Source organism: Rugosimonospora africana (genome assembly GCF_016862975.1).
GTDB classification, from domain to species: domain Bacteria; phylum Actinomycetota; class Actinomycetes; order Mycobacteriales; family Micromonosporaceae; genus Rugosimonospora; species Rugosimonospora africana.
This window is the reverse complement of sequence record NZ_BONZ01000045.1, coordinates 122,224-141,097: the sequence shown is the minus strand read 5'-3', so window position 1 is coordinate 141,097 and position 18,874 is coordinate 122,224. Positions and strand designations below refer to the sequence as shown.

Here is an 18,874-nt window from a genome sequence, read left to right as displayed (position 1 = left end):
GGTTTGACCACGAATGGCCGGACGTCGAGCCCCGGCGATGCTGAATCGTTTGAGCGTCGATCGAGCCGAGACGCGGACCGCAAACTCGTGATCAGAGCAGTTCGCCGGCGCAGCCCTGATGATCGCCGCAGCGGTGGGCCTACCTGGCGAGGTCCGCTGGTGCATCCAGCCGCGTCAGCTTTCGCGGGTTGCGGATCAGGTAGATCTGGGTGACCTGCCCGTCCTCCACCAGGAGGCTCACCGCGGCCGGCTCGCCGGCGACCTCGATCCGACCCGCGAGCGCACCGTTGAGCCAGGTGGTCGTCAGCACGAACTCGGCTCGGCTCGAGCGCGTGAGCACCTTCGCCACCGATTCGGCCCCGTGGACGGGGGCCAGAACCGCGGCCGCGACGCCGCCGCCATCGGCGATCAGAACCACGTCCGGCGCCATGACCTCCATCAACTCCTCTAACCGTCCCGTTCGCAGCGCGGCCAGAAACCGCTCCACCACAGCCTGCTGCTCCGACCGGCTCACTTGCATCCGCGGTCGCCGGGCCGCAACATGTTCGCGGGCCCGCCGCCCGATCTGCCGTACCGTGACCGTGGATTTCCCGACGGCTTCGGCGATCTCGCCGTACGGCATGTCGAAGACTTCGCGGAGCACGAACACCGCCCGTTCCACTGGTGTGAGCGTTTCCAGAACGGTCAGCATCGCGATCGAGACGCTTTCGGCGAGTTCGACATCATCGGCCACATCCGGGCTCGTCAGCAGCGGTTCCGGCAGCCATTGGCCGACGTAGTCCTCTCGGCGGCGGGACAGCGTTCGGATGCGGTTGAGTGCCTGCGTTGTCACGATCCGGACGAGGTACGCCCGGGGGTCGTTCACCTGCGTGTGGTCGACGTCGGCCCACCGCAGCCAGGAGTCCTGCAGGACGTCTTCCGCGTCGGCCGCCGAACCCAGGAGCTGGTAGGCGACCGTGAACAGCAGGCTGCGGTGGGCGACGAACGGGTCGTCGGTCATGAACTCAACAGTGGTTCGGTGTTCTCGGCGCGCTTGGCCAGGGGGATCTCGCAGGCATCGGAGTAGCCCTGGGACGTGATCCCGTGCGCCGTGTTGCACCTGGTCGACAGATTCGCGAAGCCGATGAACACGGTGAGCTCGACCAGCGCCGCCGGGCCTAGCTGCTGCTGCAGGCTCGCCGACAGTTCATCGGTGACGGTCGTCGGCGTGTTGGTCATCGCCTCGGCATACTCCAGGACGTCGCGTTCCAACGGCGTGAACAGGTCCGAGTCCCGCCAACGCGGCACCTGGCTGGCCTTGTTCAGGTCCAGGTTCTGGTTCAGTGCGAAGAAGTAGTTGATGTCGAGGCACCAACTGCAACCGACCTGTACCGCGACGACCATGTGCGTGAGGGTCTTGAGGTTGTCGTCGACTGCGTTCCACGTGGCTACCTTGGCCGAGTACTCCTGGCTGGCGGCGGACACCGCGGGATTGTTGTACATCACCTCGATGGGTTCGGGCACAGAACCGAGTTGCTTGATCAGGGCCTGCCTGAGTTCGGCGGGGAGCTCTGCCTTCGGAACGCGTGGCGCCATGGTGTCCTCCTTGGACGTTAGCCTGTACGGGCATGAAGACACCGCCGGTACCGGAAGCGTGACACCGTTGCGAAGAGCCTGAGCGCCCGGGAGTGGCATCCACGAGGCGCGAGCCTGACGGCGTGCTGGCGAGGAAACCGACCGAACGGGCACGGTAGGTTGTCAGGGTGGCGGAATTGGGCACGGCGCGGGTGCAGATCTGGACCGACGGTGCGTGCAGCGGCAACCCAGGGCCGGGCGGCTGGGGCGCGCTGCTGCGCTACGGCGAGGTCGAGAAGGAGCTGTGCGGCGGTGAGTCCACCCCGACGACGAACAACCGGATGGAGCTCACCGCCCCCATCCGGGCGCTGACCGCACTGACCCGTGCGTCGGTCGTCGACCTGCACACCGACAGCACGTACGTGCGCAACGGCATCACGTCGTGGGTGGCGAACTGGAAGCGCAACGGTTGGCGTACCAGGGAGGGCCAGCCGGTCAAGAACGCGGACCTGTGGCGGGAACTCGACGCCGCGGTTGCCCGCCACGACGAGGTTGTCTGGCACTGGGTGAAGGGCCATGCCGGCCATGTGGAGAACGAACGCGCCGACCGGCTAGCGGCTCGCGGCCAGCGGGAGGCGCTGGAGGCCGCCGGCGTCTCGGTGCCGCCGCTGCCGGAGCCGCGCCGTCAAGCCGCACCGCGGGTGTCGGTGACCAACGATGGGCCTCGGTGTCGGGCCAAGACGAAGGTCGGCAAGCCCTGCCCGATCACTGCCCGACCGTCCGGCTTCTGCCACGTCCATGACCCCGCCGTGCTCTGCGGCGCTCCGACGAAACGCGGGACATCGTGCGGCGTCGCCACCGGCGGCGGCCGTTGCCGGGCCCACGAACACGTGACGACTGTCGAGGTTTCCGACCGCTGAGCGCGCGCACCGCCGCGCGCCCGGGCTGCGGCAGATCCGGATGCTTCACGGTCTGGTGATGACGCTGCCCGCGAGGTCACAATGGCACGGTCGGTCAGGCGCAACCAGCGAAGGGGTCGGCGAGTGGAGCAGTTCACGGTCGTGGTCGGTGCCGGGACCTTGAGGTCCGGCGATGACGGAGCGATTCGTTTTCCTCACCGGTGGACGGCCGAAGGCGTCACGGTGGAGGCGGCCTTTACCGGCGCTCATCTGTTGCACCTGTCCGCGGCGGGCTGTGTCCTCAACGACCTGTACAGGGAAGCCAGCGATGACGACATCCAGTTGGATGGAGTACGAGTAACGGCCTCCGGAGGGTTCGACGAGCAGACCTGGGCTTCGACCGGCATCACGTACCACGTCGAACTGGACTCGGCGGCGTCTGCCGATGAACTCACGCGTCTTTTGCAGCACGTGGATCAGGTGGCAGAGATCCCGCGCGCGATTCGCGCTGGAACCACTGTCGACAGGACCTAGACCATCGCCACGCGCCCAGGTCGGTTGACGGACTGACGCGCAACGACACTGCGGGGCGGTGTCCGAGCGGTGCAGGCTCGGCTCAGATGTGCCAGGTGTTTGACACAAGTGCCTGCCGTGGTCCATCCTCCTTGTGCCGAACGCTTGATACAACGGGGGGGCATTCATGGCCGTACTGACGATCCCGGCGCTGTTGTTCGGCCTGATGGCGTGCGGTGTAGTGGTGGCACTCGTGATGCGGCGGGTCCCTCGTCAGCCGGCTGCTGCGACGGGCGACATCCCGAGGGGGGTCGCCCGTCGGACAGCCGTACTGCGGTGGGCGGGCGTGACGATCGGCGTGATCGTCGGCATCATCGCCGCGCGATCGGGCGACCTCGGCATGGGGCTGTTGATGGCAGCACCGCTGTTCGGGCTGTGCGCACTCATCGGCGTACTCACCGGGGAGCTGACGGTTCGGCCCCCGCGGGGGCCGACGCGGACCGCCGCGGTCGAAGTCCGCCGCATCCGCGACTACCTGCCACGCCACCTCAGCCGGGTGGTCGCCGCGGGCGGCGGAGTGCTCTTGGTTCTGGTCATTGCCACGACGTCGGCCGGTGCCCCCGACGACATGGGGCACCCCGGGCGCTCGCTCGCCCGGCAGTGCACGTTCGACACGTTCGAGAGCGACGGACCGTGGCCAGGCCTGTTCTATACCGGTCGACTGGTGGCTGTCGTGTTGGTCGGCCTGCTGATGGCGTACGTCGCCGTGCGCACCATCGTCCGGCGACCGCGACCCGACGGTACCAGCGATTTGGCGGTCGATGACGCGCTGCGCGAGCGCGCGGCCCGCGTCGTCACCGGCGCGGTCGGCGTCCTCATCGCCATTCCGCTCGCCGGAGTCAGCCTGACGGCGGCCGGTGGCCTGCTCGGCATCTCCTGCGCACCGATGTGGTGGACGGTCATGGGCTGGGGCCTGCTCGCACTGGCTCCCGCATCGCTTGCCATGGTGGGCTGGTGCGTGGCCGCGGTACTTGCCCCGACGGACCGAACCGATCTGCTGGCACGGACGCGGTGACCGATCGTCCGGCGTTGACGGTGGTCACCGACGACCCCACGCCACCGTACGAGCAACTGCGCCGCCAACTGGTCGACCTGATCCGGTACGGCGTGCTAACCCCCGGCGATCGCCTTCCGCCTCTGCGCCAGCTCGCCGCCGACCTGGGGCTGGCCGTCGGCACGGTCGCCCGGACCTACCGCGAACTCGAGGCGGCCGGGATGGTGGTCTCCCGGCGGGGCGGCGGGACTCGTGTCGCGGCGGGACCGCCGCCAGGGTCGGATCCGGCCAAGGCGTTGCGCGAGCGCGCCGCCGCGTTCGTGCGTGAGGCGCGTCTGCTCGGTGCGGACGATGATCAGATCGTGTCGGCGGTCGCTCGGGAGCTGGGCCGCTAGGCTCACGTACGTCGGCGCTGCACCCGCCGCACGCCAGCCATCCGCGCTCGTCCGCTCACAGCCCGGCGCCGTACCCCGGCGTTGACGCAGGCGGGACGGATTCGGGAAGCTGTCCCGATGCCTGCTGCGTACGCCCAGAGTGACCAGTTCCGTGGTGCCCGCATCCACCTATGCGATCTTGCCGGCCTTGAGATTCGCGATTGCGAGGTCAGCGGCCTGAAGATCGTGGACTGCTATGGGGGCGACGTCTACCTCGGTGGCGCCTTCGAGCGTCTCGTTGTCAACGACGTCGACGTGACTGCCTACGTCGAGGCCGAGCTCGACCGGCAGCATCCCACGCGGGTGCTGGCGCGTGACGCCGAGTCCTCCGTCGACTACCGGGCTGCCTGGGATGCCATCGAGACGCAATGGGAGGCGACGCTTCACCGCGCCAGGCTCCTGCCCGAGGCCAAACTGCACGAGCAGGTCAACGGCGAGTGGTCGTTCGTCGAGACCCAACGGCACCTGCTGATGGCCGCCGATGCCTGGCTGGGTAATGCCGTGCTCGAGGAGGATGCGCCGTATCACCCGTTGGGCCTTCCTCACGGCGGGATGCCGTCCGACGCAGCGGCGAAGCTCGGGCTCACTCTCGAAGCCACCCCGACGCTCGACGAGGTACTCGCGCCGCGGCTGGCTCGCATGGCCACGATGCGGCGTGTCGTCGACGGGCTCACCGAGGCCGAGCTCGATCGGGTGTGTGGTCGCAAGCCGGCGGACCCATATCCAGACCAGGAGTACGTCGTGCGCCGCTGCCTCAAGGTGGTGCTCAAGGAAGAGGCCGAGCATCACCGTTACGCAGTACGCGACCTCGCCGTGCTCGAGGCCGGCGCCTGAACCGGGTGCGCGGGATCGCCGCCGTGCGGTCAGCCGCGCGGCGGGTCGGCAACTTCGCCCGGGACACGTTCCCGGTCGACGGTGCGGGACCACGCCTGTCGCACTGGCCAGTCACCTCACTGGCCCAGAACGCGGTCGAGTCCGCCGTCGTGTCGGATCTGCGCCGCGCCACCGGACGCTTCCGGCAGAGCAAGCGCCTGACCGGACTGATCCGAGCGCTCGGCAAGGGCAACACTCGCTTCGCCGAGCTGTGGTCCTCGGGCGCGGTCGGCGCGCACCGCGAGGACCACAAGATCGTCGATCATCCGGTGGTGGGACCGATCGCGGTGGACTGCGACGTCATGACCGAAGGCGACGCTGAACGCAAGATCGTCATACTGTCGACGGCTCCGGACACCGAGGACGAGACCCGGTTCAGGCTGGCGCTGCTGTCCGGAGCTTCGGGCTGATCGCGCCAACCTGCTGACGCACTCTTCTCGGCATGACCTCGCGACTCGGGACAGAAGCGGACACCGTCTTTCCGCAGGTTGTTCGGCAGGCGTCAGCGCTGGTGGCAGGACCGTGCCGGCCCGGCGACTCATCCGTTGACAACATCACTCGCTTCTCCATACGCTTAACATGGTGGTTAAGTGAAGGGAGCTTCCGATGGCTGGCACCGATCAGCTCAGCGCGGTGTTCTCGGCGCTCGCCGACCCGACTCGACGGGCGATCATCGCCGAGCTGGCCGCACGCGACGCCACGGTCACCGAGCTCACCGCGCCTCTCTCCATCTCGATGCCGGCGGTGTCACGGCACCTGAAAGTGCTCGAACGCGCCGCGCTCATCTCGCGGTCGCGGTCGGGCAAGTGGCGCGCGAGCCACCTCGAGGCTGCGCCGCTGCGTGAGGCGTCCGACTGGATCGAGCGCTACCGGCGGTTCTGGGACTCGTCCCTCGACCGCCTCGATGCCCACCTCGCCGCGGTGCAGGCCGCCGGACGTGCAACGGACCGGATGGCCGACGACCCCAGGGAGTCCGATTGAACAGCGAAATTCCGCAGCTCGTCATTTCCCGCGTGTTCAATGCGCCGCGGGAGCTCGTCTACCGAGCCTTCACCGATCCCGACCACCTGGCGGCGTGGTGGGGCCCGATCGGCAACTCACTGCCGCGCGACGAGATCGAGTTCGACGTGCGCCCCGGCGGCTATCAACGGTGGACGGAGGTCAATGCATCCGACCCCCGCCTTCGCGTGCACATCCACGTCGACCTCACAGACGTCGCCGACGGTGAACTGCTCGAAGGCGTCATGCACGTCAGTGGCCGGCTGCCGGAGGGCATCGAGCCGTTCGAGACGAGACTCCGGGTCGAGTTCCACGACGAGGCTGACGGACGCACGCGACTGGAGATCCGCCAGTGGCTCCCCGAACGCCTGGCACACCCCAGCGAGGAGGGTTGGCGTCAAGCGTTCACCAAGCTGGACGCCGCGCTGATGAATGTCCAGGCTGTTGCAGCTGATCATCGAGAGGTAGAGGCATGGCAAAGCTGATCTACGTGACGAACGTGTCGCTTGACGGCTACATCGAGGACGAACGCGGCGCTTTCAACTGGTTCCCACCCGACGACGAGGTGTTCGCGTTCACCACCGACCTCGTGCGGTCTGTGGGCACGTTCCTCTACGGGCGGCGCCTGTACGAGGCGATGGCCGTCTGGGAGACCGACACATCTCTGGCCGCGCAGTCCGGCCTCATGGCCGACTTCGCGAGCGCCTGGCAGGCGGCGAGCAAAGTCGTCTACTCCGCGACCCTTCCCGCGGTCTCAACTGCCGACACCCGACTCGAACGCCGTTTCGACCCCGCCGCGGTACACGAACTGAAGGCCACGGCCAGCAGCGATCTCACCGTAGGAGGTGCCAACCTCGCGGCGCAGGCTTTCAAGGCCGGGCTGGTCGACGAGTGCCAGCTGCTCGTCTGGCCCGTCGTCGTCGGCGGGGGCAAGCCGGGGCTGCCGACCGGCGTGCGTGCCGACCTTGAGCTCCTCGATGAGCGCCGATTCGGAAACGGCGTCGTACATCTCCGCTACCGCGTTCTCGGGCAGTGAACGACAGCCGTGTCCGATCGCCGGCGGCGCTTGCACGACAGGCGGGGCGCTGACGACTGATTCGGCCCGATGAGGTCGCCCATCACGTACTCGGGTTGCGTCAAGTCGCAGTGTCGTGGCGATCAGCCTGACGGCTTCGTCGACAAGGTGCCGGCTGGATCGAGTCCGGTCGACGGCGATGACGCGTCCGAGGTGTACATCGCGTCGGTGAGCTTCGGACCGATGGCATGGTGGAGATCGGCAGGCTGCTTGGGCACTCGCCGTCGACGGCGGGGGACCGGGCCGGCGCTGGCTCGGATCGCCAGTTCGGTGGGCATCCGCACGTGCCTGGGTGGTCCCGACTCGTAGGAAAGAGCGCTCAACAGCATCTCGGCGGCCTGTGCGCCCATCTCCTCGAACGGCTGGCGGACCGTGGTCAGCGGAGGCCGCACGTGCGCCGAGGACACGATGTCGTCGAACCCGACGACCGAGATGTCGTCCGGCACCCGAAGCCCGCACTCGTCGACGGCGTCGAGAACCGCGTAGGCCATCGGATCGTTGTGCGCGAAGATGGCTGTCGGCCGGTCCGGTCCGCACAACAGGTCAACCGTGTGCCGGTAGGCGTCCTGGGGCCGGAAACCGCCCGGCCTGATCAGGTCGGCGTCGATCGCGATCCCGGCATGTGTCAGCGCGTCCGTGTAGCCCTTGTTGCGGTTGACGCAGCACGGAAATTGCGGGGGCCCCTGGACGCACGCGATCCGCCGATGACCGAGTTCCAACAGGTGCGCGACGGCGCTGCGCGCGCCCGCGTAACTGTCCGACTCGACGGACGGCAGGTCGGAATGCACGCCCAGCGTGTTGATGAGAACGACGGGCAGTCCGGCGCCGTACAGCTCGACCAGCGGTTCCATCGGCTGGTTGTGGTTGACCACGAGCAGGCCGGACACCAGGTTGGCGCCGAGAACGCGGTCCACGACTCCGCTGTAGTCGCGGTCGTTGGTGCTGGTGTAGAGGATGATTTCGTACTTGCTGCGTTCCACCACGGAAGCGATGCCGTAGTTGATGGACGCGACGATGCGCCAGGTCAGACCGGGCACGATCAGGCCGATGAACGGGCTGCCCCCGCGCTTGCCCAGAGCAGTGGCCGCGACGCTCGGGACGTAGTTGTGCTCGGCCATCACCTGCAACACTTTGGCGCGGGTCTCGGGGTCGACGCGGGGCCGACCGTTGAGGACGAGCGACACCGTCGACTTTGACACGCCTGCCAGACGGGCGATGTCACGGATCGTCACCTTGGCCATGGTCAGTGGACCTCGCTGTGGTCTACCTGGTTCCCGGTTCAGCATTGAACCATAGGGCAATGCTGGACCGGTTCGACGTTGATCATGAGTTATTCATGGGACCTCTCGGGCATAGTCGGCGGTTCGGGCCGTACGGCAGACGGCACGACTGCCTGGCTGTCGCGAACAGTCGGGGGCCGGCCTCCACCGCCGGCTCGCGTCCGAGAATCCTTCCCGCCGCTATTATGCGAGGTCCAGGCGTACTCACAGGGGTCCACGCCGGGCGTCTCCCAGGGGCATCGCACGCCGCCCACCGAGCGCATGACGCGGCCATCGATTGACATCGAACCGGTCCAGCGTTACGGTGCCGAAACACGCCGGCGCGTTCACAATCAACTCCCGTTCCTGATCCCACGCCCGCCGGCTTGGCGGCTCCCCGTCAGGCCCGCGAGGCCCGTTCGTTCTGCTCTGCGGCGAACCCTGCGTCAGAAGGGACAAGCACAGATGGGTATGAAGAAGATCATCGGCGGATCATGCGCGATGGGACTGGCACTGCTGCTGCCGCTGACCGGCGAGGCCACGGCAGCCGCGCAGCCTGACCGTTCAGCGGCGACCCCCGCGACCGCCAGCGCTCTCTTGCCGTCCGGCTACCTGAGCACGAGAGGTAGCCAGATCGTCGACAGCACGGGCAAGCCCGTGCGCATCTCGCCCGTGGGCCTGCACGGCCTGCTCCGCCGCGACCAGTTCACGCTCGACGCGACCGGGCCCTACACAACGCCGGCCGCGAACATGCAGGCGATCCGCAACGCCGGGTTCAACACCGTGACCCTCGGCTGGAACAACGCCAGCCTGCACGGCAGCAATGCGTCCCAGTATCTGGCCGCCATGGACGGGATCGTCGCCGCCGCCAAGGCGCAACTGCTCAAGGTCATCCTCGTGCACCACAGCGACGAGGGCGTGCCCGGCAGCGACTGCACGACTCAGCAGGGCAACGGGCTGTGGTACGACGTCGGCCCGGGCAACCCGTTCGGCGACGAGGACGGCTGCGGAAACCCGGGCACCGTCACCCAGTCATCCTTCCTGGCGGACTGGGCAACGCTGGCCAGCCGGTACTCCGGTAACTCCACCGTGGTCGGCATGGACATCGACAACGAGCCGCTGGCGTACTCGGGCGAGAGCACCTGGGGCGATGGCGGCATCAACGACATCAAGAAGATGTACACCGATGTCGGCAACGCCATCGAATCGCGTGACCCGGGAGTGCTGATCATCTGCGAGGGGCCGCAGAACTACGGTGGCTCGTTCGCTGGAGGCACCGGTGTGAAGGCATTCGAGGGTGACCTCACCCTGGTCAGGACCGAGCCCGTGGTGCTGTCCGACGCCAATGCCGGGAGGGCCCGCGTCATCTACTCCGTACACGAATACCCGTACGAGGTCGCCCACATAGACCCGGACGCCGGCTCCGCCGCCGTCGCGCGGTTCAACGTGGTCTGGGGCTACCTGGTCACGGAGCACATCGCCCCGGTCTACATCGGTGAGGCCGGCGCGGGAATGGTCACCGACGACGCCAAGAACTGGGCCACCTGGCTCATCTCGTACGTCAACGGGGGCCGGGGTGACCTGGGCGGACCCACCTTCAGCGGGACAGATCAGGGGATCAGCATCACCTGGTGGGTCTGGGACACCCAGGGACTCGGCTGTCTCAACCTTGACGGCACGCTCAACCAGGCCAGGTACGGGGTCTACTCGAAATGGCACATCGACGTCACCCCCTGACCCAGGCCACAGCTCCCGGTCGGGTGCATTCGGGCGGCGGGCAAACGCTTTGCTCATCGTTGGTCGTACAGGCGACGAACCTTTGGCAGGACGGCGCGCCAGATCAGGCGCCAGAGCGGGCCAGGCAGATATCTGCTGCGTTCCTCGCGCGCGACCCTGCCTCGGGGGTGAGCCGCCCAGTGTGCGGAGCCTGGGTCGTAGTCGCGGCGGTATTCGATCGCGCACACGTGCTTGACGCTCTTGTAGCCATAGTGTGCCGGGGCGACCAGGCGTAGGGGAGCTCCGTGCTCGGCACCGAGAGGGGCACCGGCGAGGTGGTCGGCGAGCAGCACGTCGTCGGCGAGCGCGTCATCGAGGCGAATGCAGGCGCGGTAGCCATCCAAGCCGATGACGGTGACCCAACGGGCCGCCCGGGCGATGCCAACCCGGGCGGCCAGCACCTCATGAACGGTCCGGAACGGCACACCGTCCCAGTACAGGTCCCGCACACTCCAGGTGGTCACGCAGTGCAGGTCGCTGCGTTGTCCGCGCCGCTGGTCCGGGTCGATCAGACTGTCGAGTGGGATCTGCGTGGGACGGGTCACTGCGCCGGTAACCGTGATGACCGGGTACGTGGGCGACTGCGGGAGGACGGGCGCGAACTGAGGCAGCCCGAACCGGCGCAGTGTGGCGCCGGCGATCTGTCCGGGCGGTAGCCGCGGCGGGTTCGGATCGCCGGCCTGGTGTGCCGCCACCGTGACCACCCCCTCCGGTCATCGCCGACTCTATGCGATCGGCATGCCGTACCCGATGATCGACGGGCGCGAGGGCGCAGGAACCGGCCATCCCGCTGTGAACGCGGACGCGTCGGGGCGGTCACCTCGTCCAGTTGAACGTGGTCCGCGCCGCCCGGCTAGTGACGCCGAGAGGTGAGACGGCGACCAGCTCGATGCAGGTACTGGTCTCGGTACCCTGGCGTTTCAGGTCGGGCACGACGAAGGCGTCGCCGAAGATCCGCCCGATCCACTCCCTCTTCGGCCTCGTCTGACGGCCGTCGGGGGCGGCGGGTGCACCGGCGGTGGGTGTACCGGCGGCGGCCGCACCGTCCGTGCCGTTCGCGCCCGTCGCCACCCGGAAGAGGTCGTAGTGCGCCACGCCGTTTCGGGAGAGAACCCACGACAGGTACACGGTCGCGGTGTCCCCGTCGACATGGGTGCCGTCGACGGTAAGACCGCGCGGCTGGCGTGGCGCATCCCTACGGTCGGCGGTCTGCACGCTGAGCGCTCCGATGTGTACTCCGTAGTCGTTGAGGGCTGTCGTCGACCTGAACCCGAGACTCAGCGCCGCGATCGTCCGACCGGCGTAGCACCCGAGCGACAGGCAGCGGTGATTCCAGCCGCGCGAGTTCGACTTCCCGACTTCGAGCCACGTCACCTTGGTGGGGCTGTCGGCAAAGGTGAGGCCGACGCGCAGGTGGCTCTCGGCGTCGGCCCTTCCCGTCGCATAGGTCAGGTTGAGCTCTACGTCCTTTCGGACCGGAAGCCAGGTCTTGAACAGTCGCAACTCGACGGCCGCGTCGGCAGCCAACGCGCCGGAGACAACGAGGGACGTGCCGCCGTCGTAGGCGAGGTCGTAGTCGTAGTCGACGTTCAGTCCTTCGTACGCCGAGCCGTCCGCCTTCCGTACCCACCACTGCCACGTGGGCAACAGGTCCTGGATCGCGATGTTGAACCATGGCTGCTCGCTGGCGAGCCGTCCGCGCAGGAAGAACTTCTGGCCTGTGCCGGTGTTGAACCGGGTGACGAACGGATAACACCCGACGGTCGACTTCTCGACGTTGGTGTAGGCCACACCGTCCCAGCGCTCCGGATTGGCGTTGTCGGTGCCGGTCGGTGGCAGCAGGCGGCCCGCGTGTGCGGGGTCTTGGCGGGGTCCCGACCACAGCTGCCGCTCGTAGACGTACGCCTGTCGCTGTCCCTCGACGGTGTTCTTGTCGCCCGTCGCCAGGGTGAAGGGAAAGTCCGTACCAAACAGTGCCCAGCTCGTCCGGACAGGCATGCCCTCGGGGAAGATCCAACGCGGATCCTCCGGCTGGGAGAACATGTTCATCGCCAGCTCGGTGCCGGCGAAGACTGTCTGCAACGGATCGAGCCCGAGTGAGATGGCGTAGTCGTGTGAGCGTTGCAGGCGCTCCTGCGACCAGTCGTAGTTGAGGAAGATGCTGTCGCAGATGCGCGTTCCGTCGGAGATGATCCACGGCGAGTTCTTCGTGTTGAACTCGTTCTGGTACTCCACCACACCGGTGAGAAGCATGGCGTCGTACCACTGGACGTAGAAGCCCTTGGGCGCGGTACGGGTGAGATAGCCGAGCATCTCCTGCAGCAGCAGAGCCTCCGCGGGATCGATCGGGTCGAACTGGTTTTCTTGGTTGATGAAGTAGCCGTCGTACCCGAAGTAGGTCGCCATCTCGATGAGTTTGTCCGCCACCGGGAACGAGCCGTCCGGTCGTCGTTCGACCAGCGGAGCGAACTCGTCCGGATCGCGCGGCCAGAACCACGCGCCGAGGCTCAGGACGCCGTTGCGGTGAGCCGCGTCCGTCCAGGTCGGGTTGGGCGGGTTGACGACCCCGAAATGCGGGTCCGGGGCGTCGATCTGGCCGAATGTGGGCAGCCCATGCCAGGAACCGAAGGTGTCGAGGTACTGCCAGAATCGTAGGGCGTACGCATTGAAGCTGTCGCCGTACGGATGCATGACCACCTTGTTGTTGGGCTCCACATAGTCGTTGGACAGTGACAGCAGCTGCGGGTTGGGCGTGAGGCTGGGATTTGCCTGGGTGGGTGCGAACGTGCGGATCCGCTTCGCCAGCGGCACGCGGGAACGGAAGTACTTCGCGAACGGATCGGTCTCCGGAGTCCACGCCTTGATCGCTGGCGCGTCGTAGCCGTGCAGGGACGGTACGCCAGCAGGCAGTTCCGGTACGACCGACATTGTGTCGGCCGAAGCCACCGCCTCGCCAAAGACCGCGGCGGCACCGACTGCGACACTGGCCGCCCCTGCCATCGTGAGAAATCGTCGTCTGTCGATGGCAGGAAACTCGGACATGCTCGTGCCTTCCCCCGTTGGCAGCTGGCGCTCACGAGGCCGGCGCTGTCGTCGGAGATGAGCCGCCCTCGCACTCCAGACACTAGTTTGACGGCTAGGGGGTATCAGGAGATTTGTAGAAGTGAGCGCGAGAAGTCCAGTTCCCACCGGTGCGGCCTGGTTCTCGCCAAGGCTTGCCCGTTGATGACAACAGCATTCGCGCCAGTGACGACCTCCCTACGGTTGTGGCGGACGCGCGCCGAGACCGTTCCCGCTCACAGCCGGTGGTGCACCCATACGCCCGGCTCGACGTAGACCGCGTAGTCGTGCTCGACGCTGCACTGGACCGGCACGAGTGCGCCGGGCACGACGACCGGCCCCGACTTGTCGAACGGCAGGCCGGTCCAGGAACGCCACTCGTCCAGCGTGCCGGGGATGACCATCGCGCGCTTGCAGGTGCCGACGATCCGGCCGCCGGCCCGGACATGAACGCGCAGCCACGGATCCTGGGGCAGGCCGTCCTCGCGAACCAGCGCCGCGTACTCCTCGATCGGGACGTCGGGAGCCAGGTGCTTGTGGTTGGGTCGCACCGGGGCGACCAGGTGCTCGAAGCCGAGGCGTGCCACGTTGTCCCGCATCGCCGCCAGCATCTTCCCCGACAGGCCGGTGCCCTGTAGGTCTGTGGGGACGGTGATCTCCAACGCCGAGACCAGGTTCGGTTTCCGCCCGACCTGCCGGTCGCGCGCCGAGCGCCAGATCACACCGTCGAACCCGTCTTCCGGCAACTCGCCCAGAGCAGGGTCGCCATCCCAGGCGAAAGGTACGCAGAAGGCGCGGGCGATCGCCTGGTCCGGCGCGTCGGCGTCGTAGGCGATCAGTCCGTACTCGGGGTGTGCGGTCCGGTTGTCGCTGTAGTAGAGCAGGGCGATGGGGTCTTCGTTCATGAACGCGGGCCACGGATCGGTCTTCTCCGCGTTCGCGAACGAGGACTTCATGGTGGGCCGCTCGGCGACGGTCACGATGCGCAGATCCATGCTCGGATCGTAGGGAGGCCAGCGTGCCGGGGCGTTTGATTTTCTCGCGTCTACGACCCGAGGCGCTGACGATTGACACGCGCGTTACGAGACCGGACAGAGCTACCTGTGAGCTGCCGGACTTCAGTCGATGAGACACGGATCAATGTCGGTTGATTCGTGAGAGCTCCGGCTGGATGATCGTTCGGCGAGGTTGGGCTGGGTTGTTCGGGGAGCAGGAGGACGGTTCTTGAGTAAGACAGTGGCGGTGGTCCTGGACGACGATCACTGGTTCTGGGCGTACGACGTCAGTCTCGCGATCCTTGCGGTCGAGGTGATCCAGCTTGTCGAGGCCGCCGGGCTGAACGAGTCCTGGGTAGATGACCTTCTGGATGGGCTGCGAAGGGCTGTCATTGTGCAGGGGACGTACGGTCTGCATGTGCCGGCCGACATGACCGAAGCGCAGCGTGAACGGCTTCAGGCTCTCTTCATTGAGGCGGCGCAGCGCCTACGTGCTCGTGGGAGCATGACGCCTGAGCAGGTCGCACGGGGTTACGAGGTCGATGGTCATCGCGTGTTCCTTCGCGGCGCATCAACGATTGACACAAGCCAGGTTGCCGAAGTTGCCGATGCCATTGTCGATCTCGTCCGAGGGCAACTGCCGCCATCGCCGCCCGGTACCCATGCCTGGTTCTACGGGACTGACGGCACTCCGTGCGGCCTGTGAGGCGATCGGCCGAGTGTCACGCACGGAGTGGAATCAACCCCATTACTCCTTGGATTGCTAACCCCGGGCCACCGGAAGCCAGCCTCTACTGACCGAACGTAAACCTGAGGTTCGCGTTGATCAGCTGGTTAAGCCGCTTGCGCATGTGCCCGATCAGGGACGGTTCGGGCATCGGATCCTCCAGGAGAAGGATCCAGCGCAGATTGGTTCCAGCCCCGCCGTCGGAAGGCAGTTCGAAGCGCACGATCGCGTCTGGTCGCTTACGCCAGATGGAGGACCACACGACGAGATCAGGCTTGTCGGCCTGGAGTGTGCGCGGGGGTTGTTCGTCATCCAGGAGCAGTAGCCACGGACGCGCCGGATCTCGATCCGGCTCAGTCAACGCTTCGAATATGACGCGAGGCGGCGCTGGTTGGCTACGCCGCCGATTCCCGGCCTCGAGCATGACTAAGGCTAATGTGTTGACGCTCGAACCCCGCGTGCGGCTTCCGTAGAAGGCAAGGCGACATGAACAGCGACGGCAGACAGACGCAGTGGCCCACCGACAAGCTGACCGCGCTGCGTATCGGTCGTCGCTTGGTGACCGAGGTATCAGCGTCAGGGCCGAGCAGACGAGCGTTCGTCGAGATCCGGCCCGTCGCGACCGTCGCCGACGCCCGCGCACGACGGCAAGGCTGGACCCGATCCGAGCGAGATCGCAGCTTCAAGCTGGCGCACTGGGACTACGACGCCGAGCAGATCACCGGCTTCGACTACGACATCGGCGCGACCCTCGTCCAAGCCACCACCGTCACCGGAGAGGCCCAGTTCACCGCTGCCCTTGAAGCATGGGGCCTCCGGCCCGAACAGTTCCTCCACCCCTGGCAGACCGACGACCCGAGGTAGCGACCGATCATCACCGGACGAAGGAGCCTTGACCCGATAGGCGAACTGCAGTGGACGACATCGTCACCAATTCCGGCCGGGCAGGAATGAACAGCGTCGTTACGCCGAGCGCTTTGTTCATTGCGGCGAGTTCGTACTCACGTGAGTAATCGGTCGAGTTCCTGACCCCACGGATGATCAGCCCGCACCCGGTGTGCCGGCAGTAGTCGGCAGTCAACCCATGCCACGCGGCCACCGTGACGTTCTCCCAGCCCGCCGGAAGCAAGTCCCGGATCTGCCTCGCCCGCGCAACAGTCGTCCCGGACGGCCGCTTGCCGTCGTTGACGGCGACGAGAACCGTGACCTGATCAAACATGCGGCGCGCCCGTTCAACGATATCCAGATGACCCGGTGTGAACGGGTCGAACGTCCCCGGATAGACCACTCGGGACGACCCGAGACTGCGCTCAGCCGCGTGCGTCACCAAGCCAGACTACGAGCCCACGCTGGTCCGCGGTACTGCTCAGCCGTCGATGTCGGACAGCAGGAGCATGCTGTCCGCGGCCACCGAGACCGTGACGTCCCCGTTGCTCGCGGCAGTGACGGTGTCGGTGCTTGCCGGGAACCCATCCGAGTTCGTGGCTCGTGTCCCGTCGACGTAGCGGTAGGCGTGGAGAGTACGGCCGGCGGAGTTCGGCAGGGTGAAGGTCTGTGTGCTGGTGTTCGAGGTCAGGTTCGCGACGGCGATGGACCAGTGCCGTGAGCTTCCGGAGCCGATCGATCCGAGCATGGTGAAGACGGATGTCGGCTGTGTGGGCTTGTAGAGGGTCGCGTCCTTGGGGAACGCCTGAGTGAGCATGGTCCAGGAGTAGCTCCATGGCCGTAGCGAGGTGTCCCCGCCGGCGCCGTCGTACATGCCCCACACCTTGGGGCTGCCGAGGTCGGCGAGGCGCGATGCCATCGGCGCTGAGGCGCCGTCGCATGCCAACTGGATGCCCATGGCCGCCATGTTCAGCCCGTACGTGTAGTCACTGACGTGGGGTTGAGCGTCGTTCGTGGAGTCCCATCCGTACTTCCACCCGACCTCTTCGACGTACATCGGCTTGTTGCCGGGATCGTTGCCGTTGATGGTGTTCTCCAGGGACAGCATCCACGGCGCGACCGCGCCGGAGGAGATGTCCGTGGCGCCGGTCGGGTAGTAGTGGATGTCGTAACCGGACAGGTCGCTCGTCATCTGCTGGGATGCCGAACCCCGGCAGCGGTGCGCGGCGACGCCGAGCACCTGGCCGACTATCAGCGGCTGCTCACCGACAGCCTCGGGATCAGCCTCACCTGGGACCGGGCGCTCGCATCGCCGCTGCGGTTGCCAAGCCTCGCCGGCGCCGCAGCTTGAGCATGAGGCCGGTGCGATTACCCGGTCGCCCGATTCTCGCGGGTTGACGCCCGTACCCGACGCCGAGCGCGTCTATCCCTGTGACCGCCCACCGGGCGTGCCGGCCTGCTCCGGTACGCCCGGTGCCAGCGCGGGAGTACAGCGCCGCTCAGCGCGCCGGTGCGGAAACCGCCGAGGGTGTGATCGTCCAGGCGCGGCCCGAGCGGTGTTCGCGCGGTACCCGATCGTTATCTCTTCGTCATTGACCGAGTTCACATCGACGCGGTTCACTTCACGGTACCGGTTCCGCAACCGGTACCGGAACCGGTACCGGTTTGACGAAGGCGCCCTGGATCCGGCTGCGTTTGCGACCCCAACACGAGAGGTGGCTGGTCATGTCGATCACGATGGCCGACGTCGCCGCCCGCGCCGGGGTCAGCAAGACAACTGTCTCCCGGGTGCTCAACGGCAAGGACGATCTCGATCCCGAGACGGCCGCGCGGGTTCGGCAGGTGATCGAGGAACTCGGTTACGTGCCCAGTGCCCGGGCGGTGAGTCTCGCGCGCGGGCGGACCCGGGTGGTGGGCATGCTCGTACCGTCGCTGACCTGGGCCTGGGTCGGCGAGGTGCTCCAGGGCGTCGTCGATGTCGTGGAGGCAGAGGGGTACGGCCTGCTGCTGTTCAGCTGCACCCAGGGCGAGAACTCGATCCGCCGGTTCGCCTCCCAGGTATCGGCGAAGGCATTCGACGGCCTGGTGGCGATCGAGCCGGCGGGAACTCTGGAATACCTGACCGAACTGCACGCGGGCGGACTGCCTGTGGTCCTGGTCGATGACCGCGAGAATCGCCCGCAGTTCCCGTCGGTGGCCCCGGCCAATCGCAGCGGGGGCGCGCAAGCCGCCCGACACCTGCTCGACCTGGGCCGGCGTCGACCGCTGGTCGTGATGGGGCCCAGGGAGCTGGGCTGCAGCCAGGAACGTCTGATCGGCTTCGCGGACACCTACCGGGATGCCGGTATCACCATCGACGAGTCACGCGTCGTGGACGGTGACTTCACCTTCGAGGGCGGTCGTGACTCGGTCGCGCGGGTGCTCGCGGCCGGCCTTGGATTCGACTGTGTATTCGCGCACAACGACCTCTCCGCGGCCGGCACACTCCGCGCGATCCACGACGCGGGACTTCGGATCCCCGACGACGTCGCCGTCGTCGGGTTCGACGATGTCCCGCTGGCCACTTATACCGAGCCGACGTTGACCACCGTGCACCAGCCGCTACGGGAGATGGGCGAACGGGCTGCCCGCCTGCTCATGGCGCACTTCGACGGGACATCGCTGTCCGGCGCTCCCGAGGTGCTGCCCACCGCCTTGGTCGTCCGGGGCTCGACCCGAATCTGATCGGCGCATCAGGCCGGACGTACTCCGTCCCGTCCGGCGTTCCACAC

23 protein-coding genes are annotated in these 18,874 nt (G+C 67.1%); 14 read left to right on the top strand and 9 right to left on the bottom strand.

The features are described from left to right. Window positions 1–139: 139 nt before the first annotated feature. Entirely contained in the window at window positions 140–1,000 is an 861-nt protein-coding gene (locus Raf01_RS24170) for an RNA polymerase sigma-70 factor (protein WP_203920267.1), read from the bottom strand. Continuing rightward, the gene (locus Raf01_RS24165; RefSeq protein WP_203920266.1) at window positions 997–1,575 is read right to left on the bottom strand and encodes a carboxymuconolactone decarboxylase family protein; all 579 of its coding nucleotides are present in this window, start codon (window positions 1,573–1,575) and stop codon (window positions 997–999) included. Before Raf01_RS24165 ends, Raf01_RS24170 begins: the two co-directional genes overlap by 4 nt. A 167-nt stretch (window positions 1,576–1,742) precedes the next feature. On the opposite strand from Raf01_RS24165, the gene rnhA reads away from it, so the two are divergent. The 9 genes from rnhA (at window position 1,743) to Raf01_RS24120 (ending at window position 7,362) form a co-directional block, all read left to right on the top strand. Further along, window positions 1,743–2,474 carry a ribonuclease HI gene (gene rnhA, locus Raf01_RS51260; RefSeq protein ID WP_203920265.1) on the top strand — a complete coding sequence of 244 codons (732 nt, stop codon included), beginning with the start codon at window positions 1,743–1,745 and terminating at the stop codon, window positions 2,472–2,474. 123 nt (window positions 2,475–2,597) lie between these two features. Then, window positions 2,598–2,987, top strand: a complete 390-nt coding sequence (locus Raf01_RS24155) for an OsmC family protein (RefSeq protein WP_203920264.1) — start codon at window positions 2,598–2,600, stop codon at window positions 2,985–2,987. A 325-nt stretch (window positions 2,988–3,312) separates the two neighbouring features. Beyond that, the gene (locus Raf01_RS24150) at window positions 3,313–4,041 is read left to right on the top strand and encodes a hypothetical protein (RefSeq protein WP_203920263.1); all 729 of its coding nucleotides are present in this window, start codon (window positions 3,313–3,315) and stop codon (window positions 4,039–4,041) included. Then, on the top strand, window positions 4,038–4,415 hold the full coding sequence (locus Raf01_RS24145) for a GntR family transcriptional regulator (protein ID WP_203920262.1): 378 nt from the start codon (window positions 4,038–4,040) through the stop codon (window positions 4,413–4,415). Before Raf01_RS24150 ends, Raf01_RS24145 begins: the two co-directional genes overlap by 4 nt. Before the next feature lie 117 nt (window positions 4,416–4,532). Then, window positions 4,533–5,288, top strand: coding sequence for a DinB family protein (locus tag Raf01_RS24140; RefSeq protein ID WP_203920261.1), 756 nt, complete (start codon window positions 4,533–4,535; stop codon window positions 5,286–5,288). Window positions 5,289–5,311: 23 nt separating this feature from the next. Further along, on the top strand, window positions 5,312–5,737 hold the full coding sequence (locus Raf01_RS24135; protein WP_203920260.1) for an MmyB family transcriptional regulator: 426 nt from the start codon (window positions 5,312–5,314) through the stop codon (window positions 5,735–5,737). Between the two features lie 196 nt (window positions 5,738–5,933). Further along, entirely contained in the window at window positions 5,934–6,308 is a 375-nt protein-coding gene (locus Raf01_RS24130) for an ArsR/SmtB family transcription factor (RefSeq protein WP_203920259.1), read from the top strand. Then, the gene (locus Raf01_RS24125) at window positions 6,305–6,811 is read left to right on the top strand and encodes an SRPBCC family protein (protein WP_203920258.1); all 507 of its coding nucleotides are present in this window, start codon (window positions 6,305–6,307) and stop codon (window positions 6,809–6,811) included. Before Raf01_RS24130 ends, Raf01_RS24125 begins: the two co-directional genes overlap by 4 nt. Continuing rightward, window positions 6,799–7,362, top strand: coding sequence for a dihydrofolate reductase family protein (locus tag Raf01_RS24120; protein ID WP_203920257.1), 564 nt, complete (start codon window positions 6,799–6,801; stop codon window positions 7,360–7,362). The genes Raf01_RS24125 and Raf01_RS24120 overlap by 13 nt, the downstream gene beginning before the upstream one ends. Before the next feature lie 122 nt (window positions 7,363–7,484). Here Raf01_RS24120 and Raf01_RS24115 read toward each other — a convergent pair whose 3' ends face one another. Continuing rightward, complete coding sequence (locus Raf01_RS24115) at window positions 7,485–8,633, bottom strand: LacI family DNA-binding transcriptional regulator (RefSeq protein ID WP_203920256.1); 1,149 nt, start codon at window positions 8,631–8,633, stop codon at window positions 7,485–7,487. 492 nt (window positions 8,634–9,125) lie between these two features. Between Raf01_RS24115 and Raf01_RS24110 the strand changes: the two genes are divergently transcribed. Beyond that, window positions 9,126–10,397 (top strand): cellulase family glycosylhydrolase, encoded by a 1,272-nt coding sequence (locus Raf01_RS24110; protein WP_203920255.1) that lies wholly within the window; start codon window positions 9,126–9,128, stop codon window positions 10,395–10,397. A 53-nt stretch (window positions 10,398–10,450) separates the two neighbouring features. Here Raf01_RS24110 and Raf01_RS24105 read toward each other — a convergent pair whose 3' ends face one another. The 3 genes from Raf01_RS24105 to Raf01_RS24095 all read right to left on the bottom strand — a co-directional run bounded on the left by Raf01_RS24105 (window position 10,451) and on the right by Raf01_RS24095 (window position 14,491). Continuing rightward, on the bottom strand, window positions 10,451–11,131 hold the full coding sequence (locus Raf01_RS24105; protein ID WP_203920254.1) for a molybdopterin-dependent oxidoreductase: 681 nt from the start codon (window positions 11,129–11,131) through the stop codon (window positions 10,451–10,453). Window positions 11,132–11,252: 121 nt separating this feature from the next. After that, window positions 11,253–13,436: an endo-beta-N-acetylglucosaminidase gene (locus Raf01_RS24100; RefSeq protein WP_203920253.1), complete on the bottom strand. Its 2,184-nt coding sequence runs from the start codon at window positions 13,434–13,436 to the stop codon at window positions 11,253–11,255. A gap of 296 nt (window positions 13,437–13,732) precedes the next feature. Next, a complete protein-coding gene (locus tag Raf01_RS24095) occupies window positions 13,733–14,491 on the bottom strand; it encodes an N-acetyltransferase (RefSeq protein ID WP_203920252.1) in 759 nt (252 codons plus the stop codon). A 229-nt stretch (window positions 14,492–14,720) separates the two neighbouring features. On the opposite strand from Raf01_RS24095, the gene Raf01_RS24090 reads away from it, so the two are divergent. Continuing rightward, window positions 14,721–15,197 (top strand): hypothetical protein, encoded by a 477-nt coding sequence (locus tag Raf01_RS24090; RefSeq protein ID WP_203920251.1) that lies wholly within the window; start codon window positions 14,721–14,723, stop codon window positions 15,195–15,197. An 85-nt stretch (window positions 15,198–15,282) separates the two neighbouring features. Here Raf01_RS24090 and Raf01_RS24085 read toward each other — a convergent pair whose 3' ends face one another. Further along, complete coding sequence (locus tag Raf01_RS24085) at window positions 15,283–15,579, bottom strand: hypothetical protein (RefSeq protein WP_239133860.1); 297 nt, start codon at window positions 15,577–15,579, stop codon at window positions 15,283–15,285. Between the two features lie 125 nt (window positions 15,580–15,704). Between Raf01_RS24085 and Raf01_RS24080 the strand changes: the two genes are divergently transcribed. Then, on the top strand, window positions 15,705–16,082 hold the full coding sequence (locus Raf01_RS24080) for a hypothetical protein (RefSeq protein WP_203920249.1): 378 nt from the start codon (window positions 15,705–15,707) through the stop codon (window positions 16,080–16,082). A 10-nt stretch (window positions 16,083–16,092) separates the two neighbouring features. On the opposite strand, the gene coaD is transcribed toward Raf01_RS24080, so the two are convergent. Continuing rightward, window positions 16,093–16,545 (bottom strand): pantetheine-phosphate adenylyltransferase, encoded by a 453-nt coding sequence (gene coaD / locus Raf01_RS24075; RefSeq protein WP_203920248.1) that lies wholly within the window; start codon window positions 16,543–16,545, stop codon window positions 16,093–16,095. A 39-nt stretch (window positions 16,546–16,584) separates the two neighbouring features. Further along, the gene (locus Raf01_RS24070; protein ID WP_203920247.1) at window positions 16,585–17,295 is read right to left on the bottom strand and encodes a hypothetical protein; all 711 of its coding nucleotides are present in this window, start codon (window positions 17,293–17,295) and stop codon (window positions 16,585–16,587) included. Between the two features lie 27 nt (window positions 17,296–17,322). Here Raf01_RS24070 and Raf01_RS50615 point away from each other — a divergent pair, with 27 nt between their 5' ends. Both Raf01_RS50615 and Raf01_RS24065 read left to right on the top strand, forming a co-directional pair. Further along, window positions 17,323–17,454, top strand: a complete 132-nt coding sequence (locus Raf01_RS50615) for a hypothetical protein (RefSeq protein ID WP_275413034.1) — start codon at window positions 17,323–17,325, stop codon at window positions 17,452–17,454. Window positions 17,455–17,828: 374 nt separating this feature from the next. Further along, window positions 17,829–18,827 carry a LacI family DNA-binding transcriptional regulator gene (locus Raf01_RS24065; protein WP_203920246.1) on the top strand — a complete coding sequence of 333 codons (999 nt, stop codon included), beginning with the start codon at window positions 17,829–17,831 and terminating at the stop codon, window positions 18,825–18,827. The last annotated feature ends 47 nt before the right edge of the window (window positions 18,828–18,874 follow it).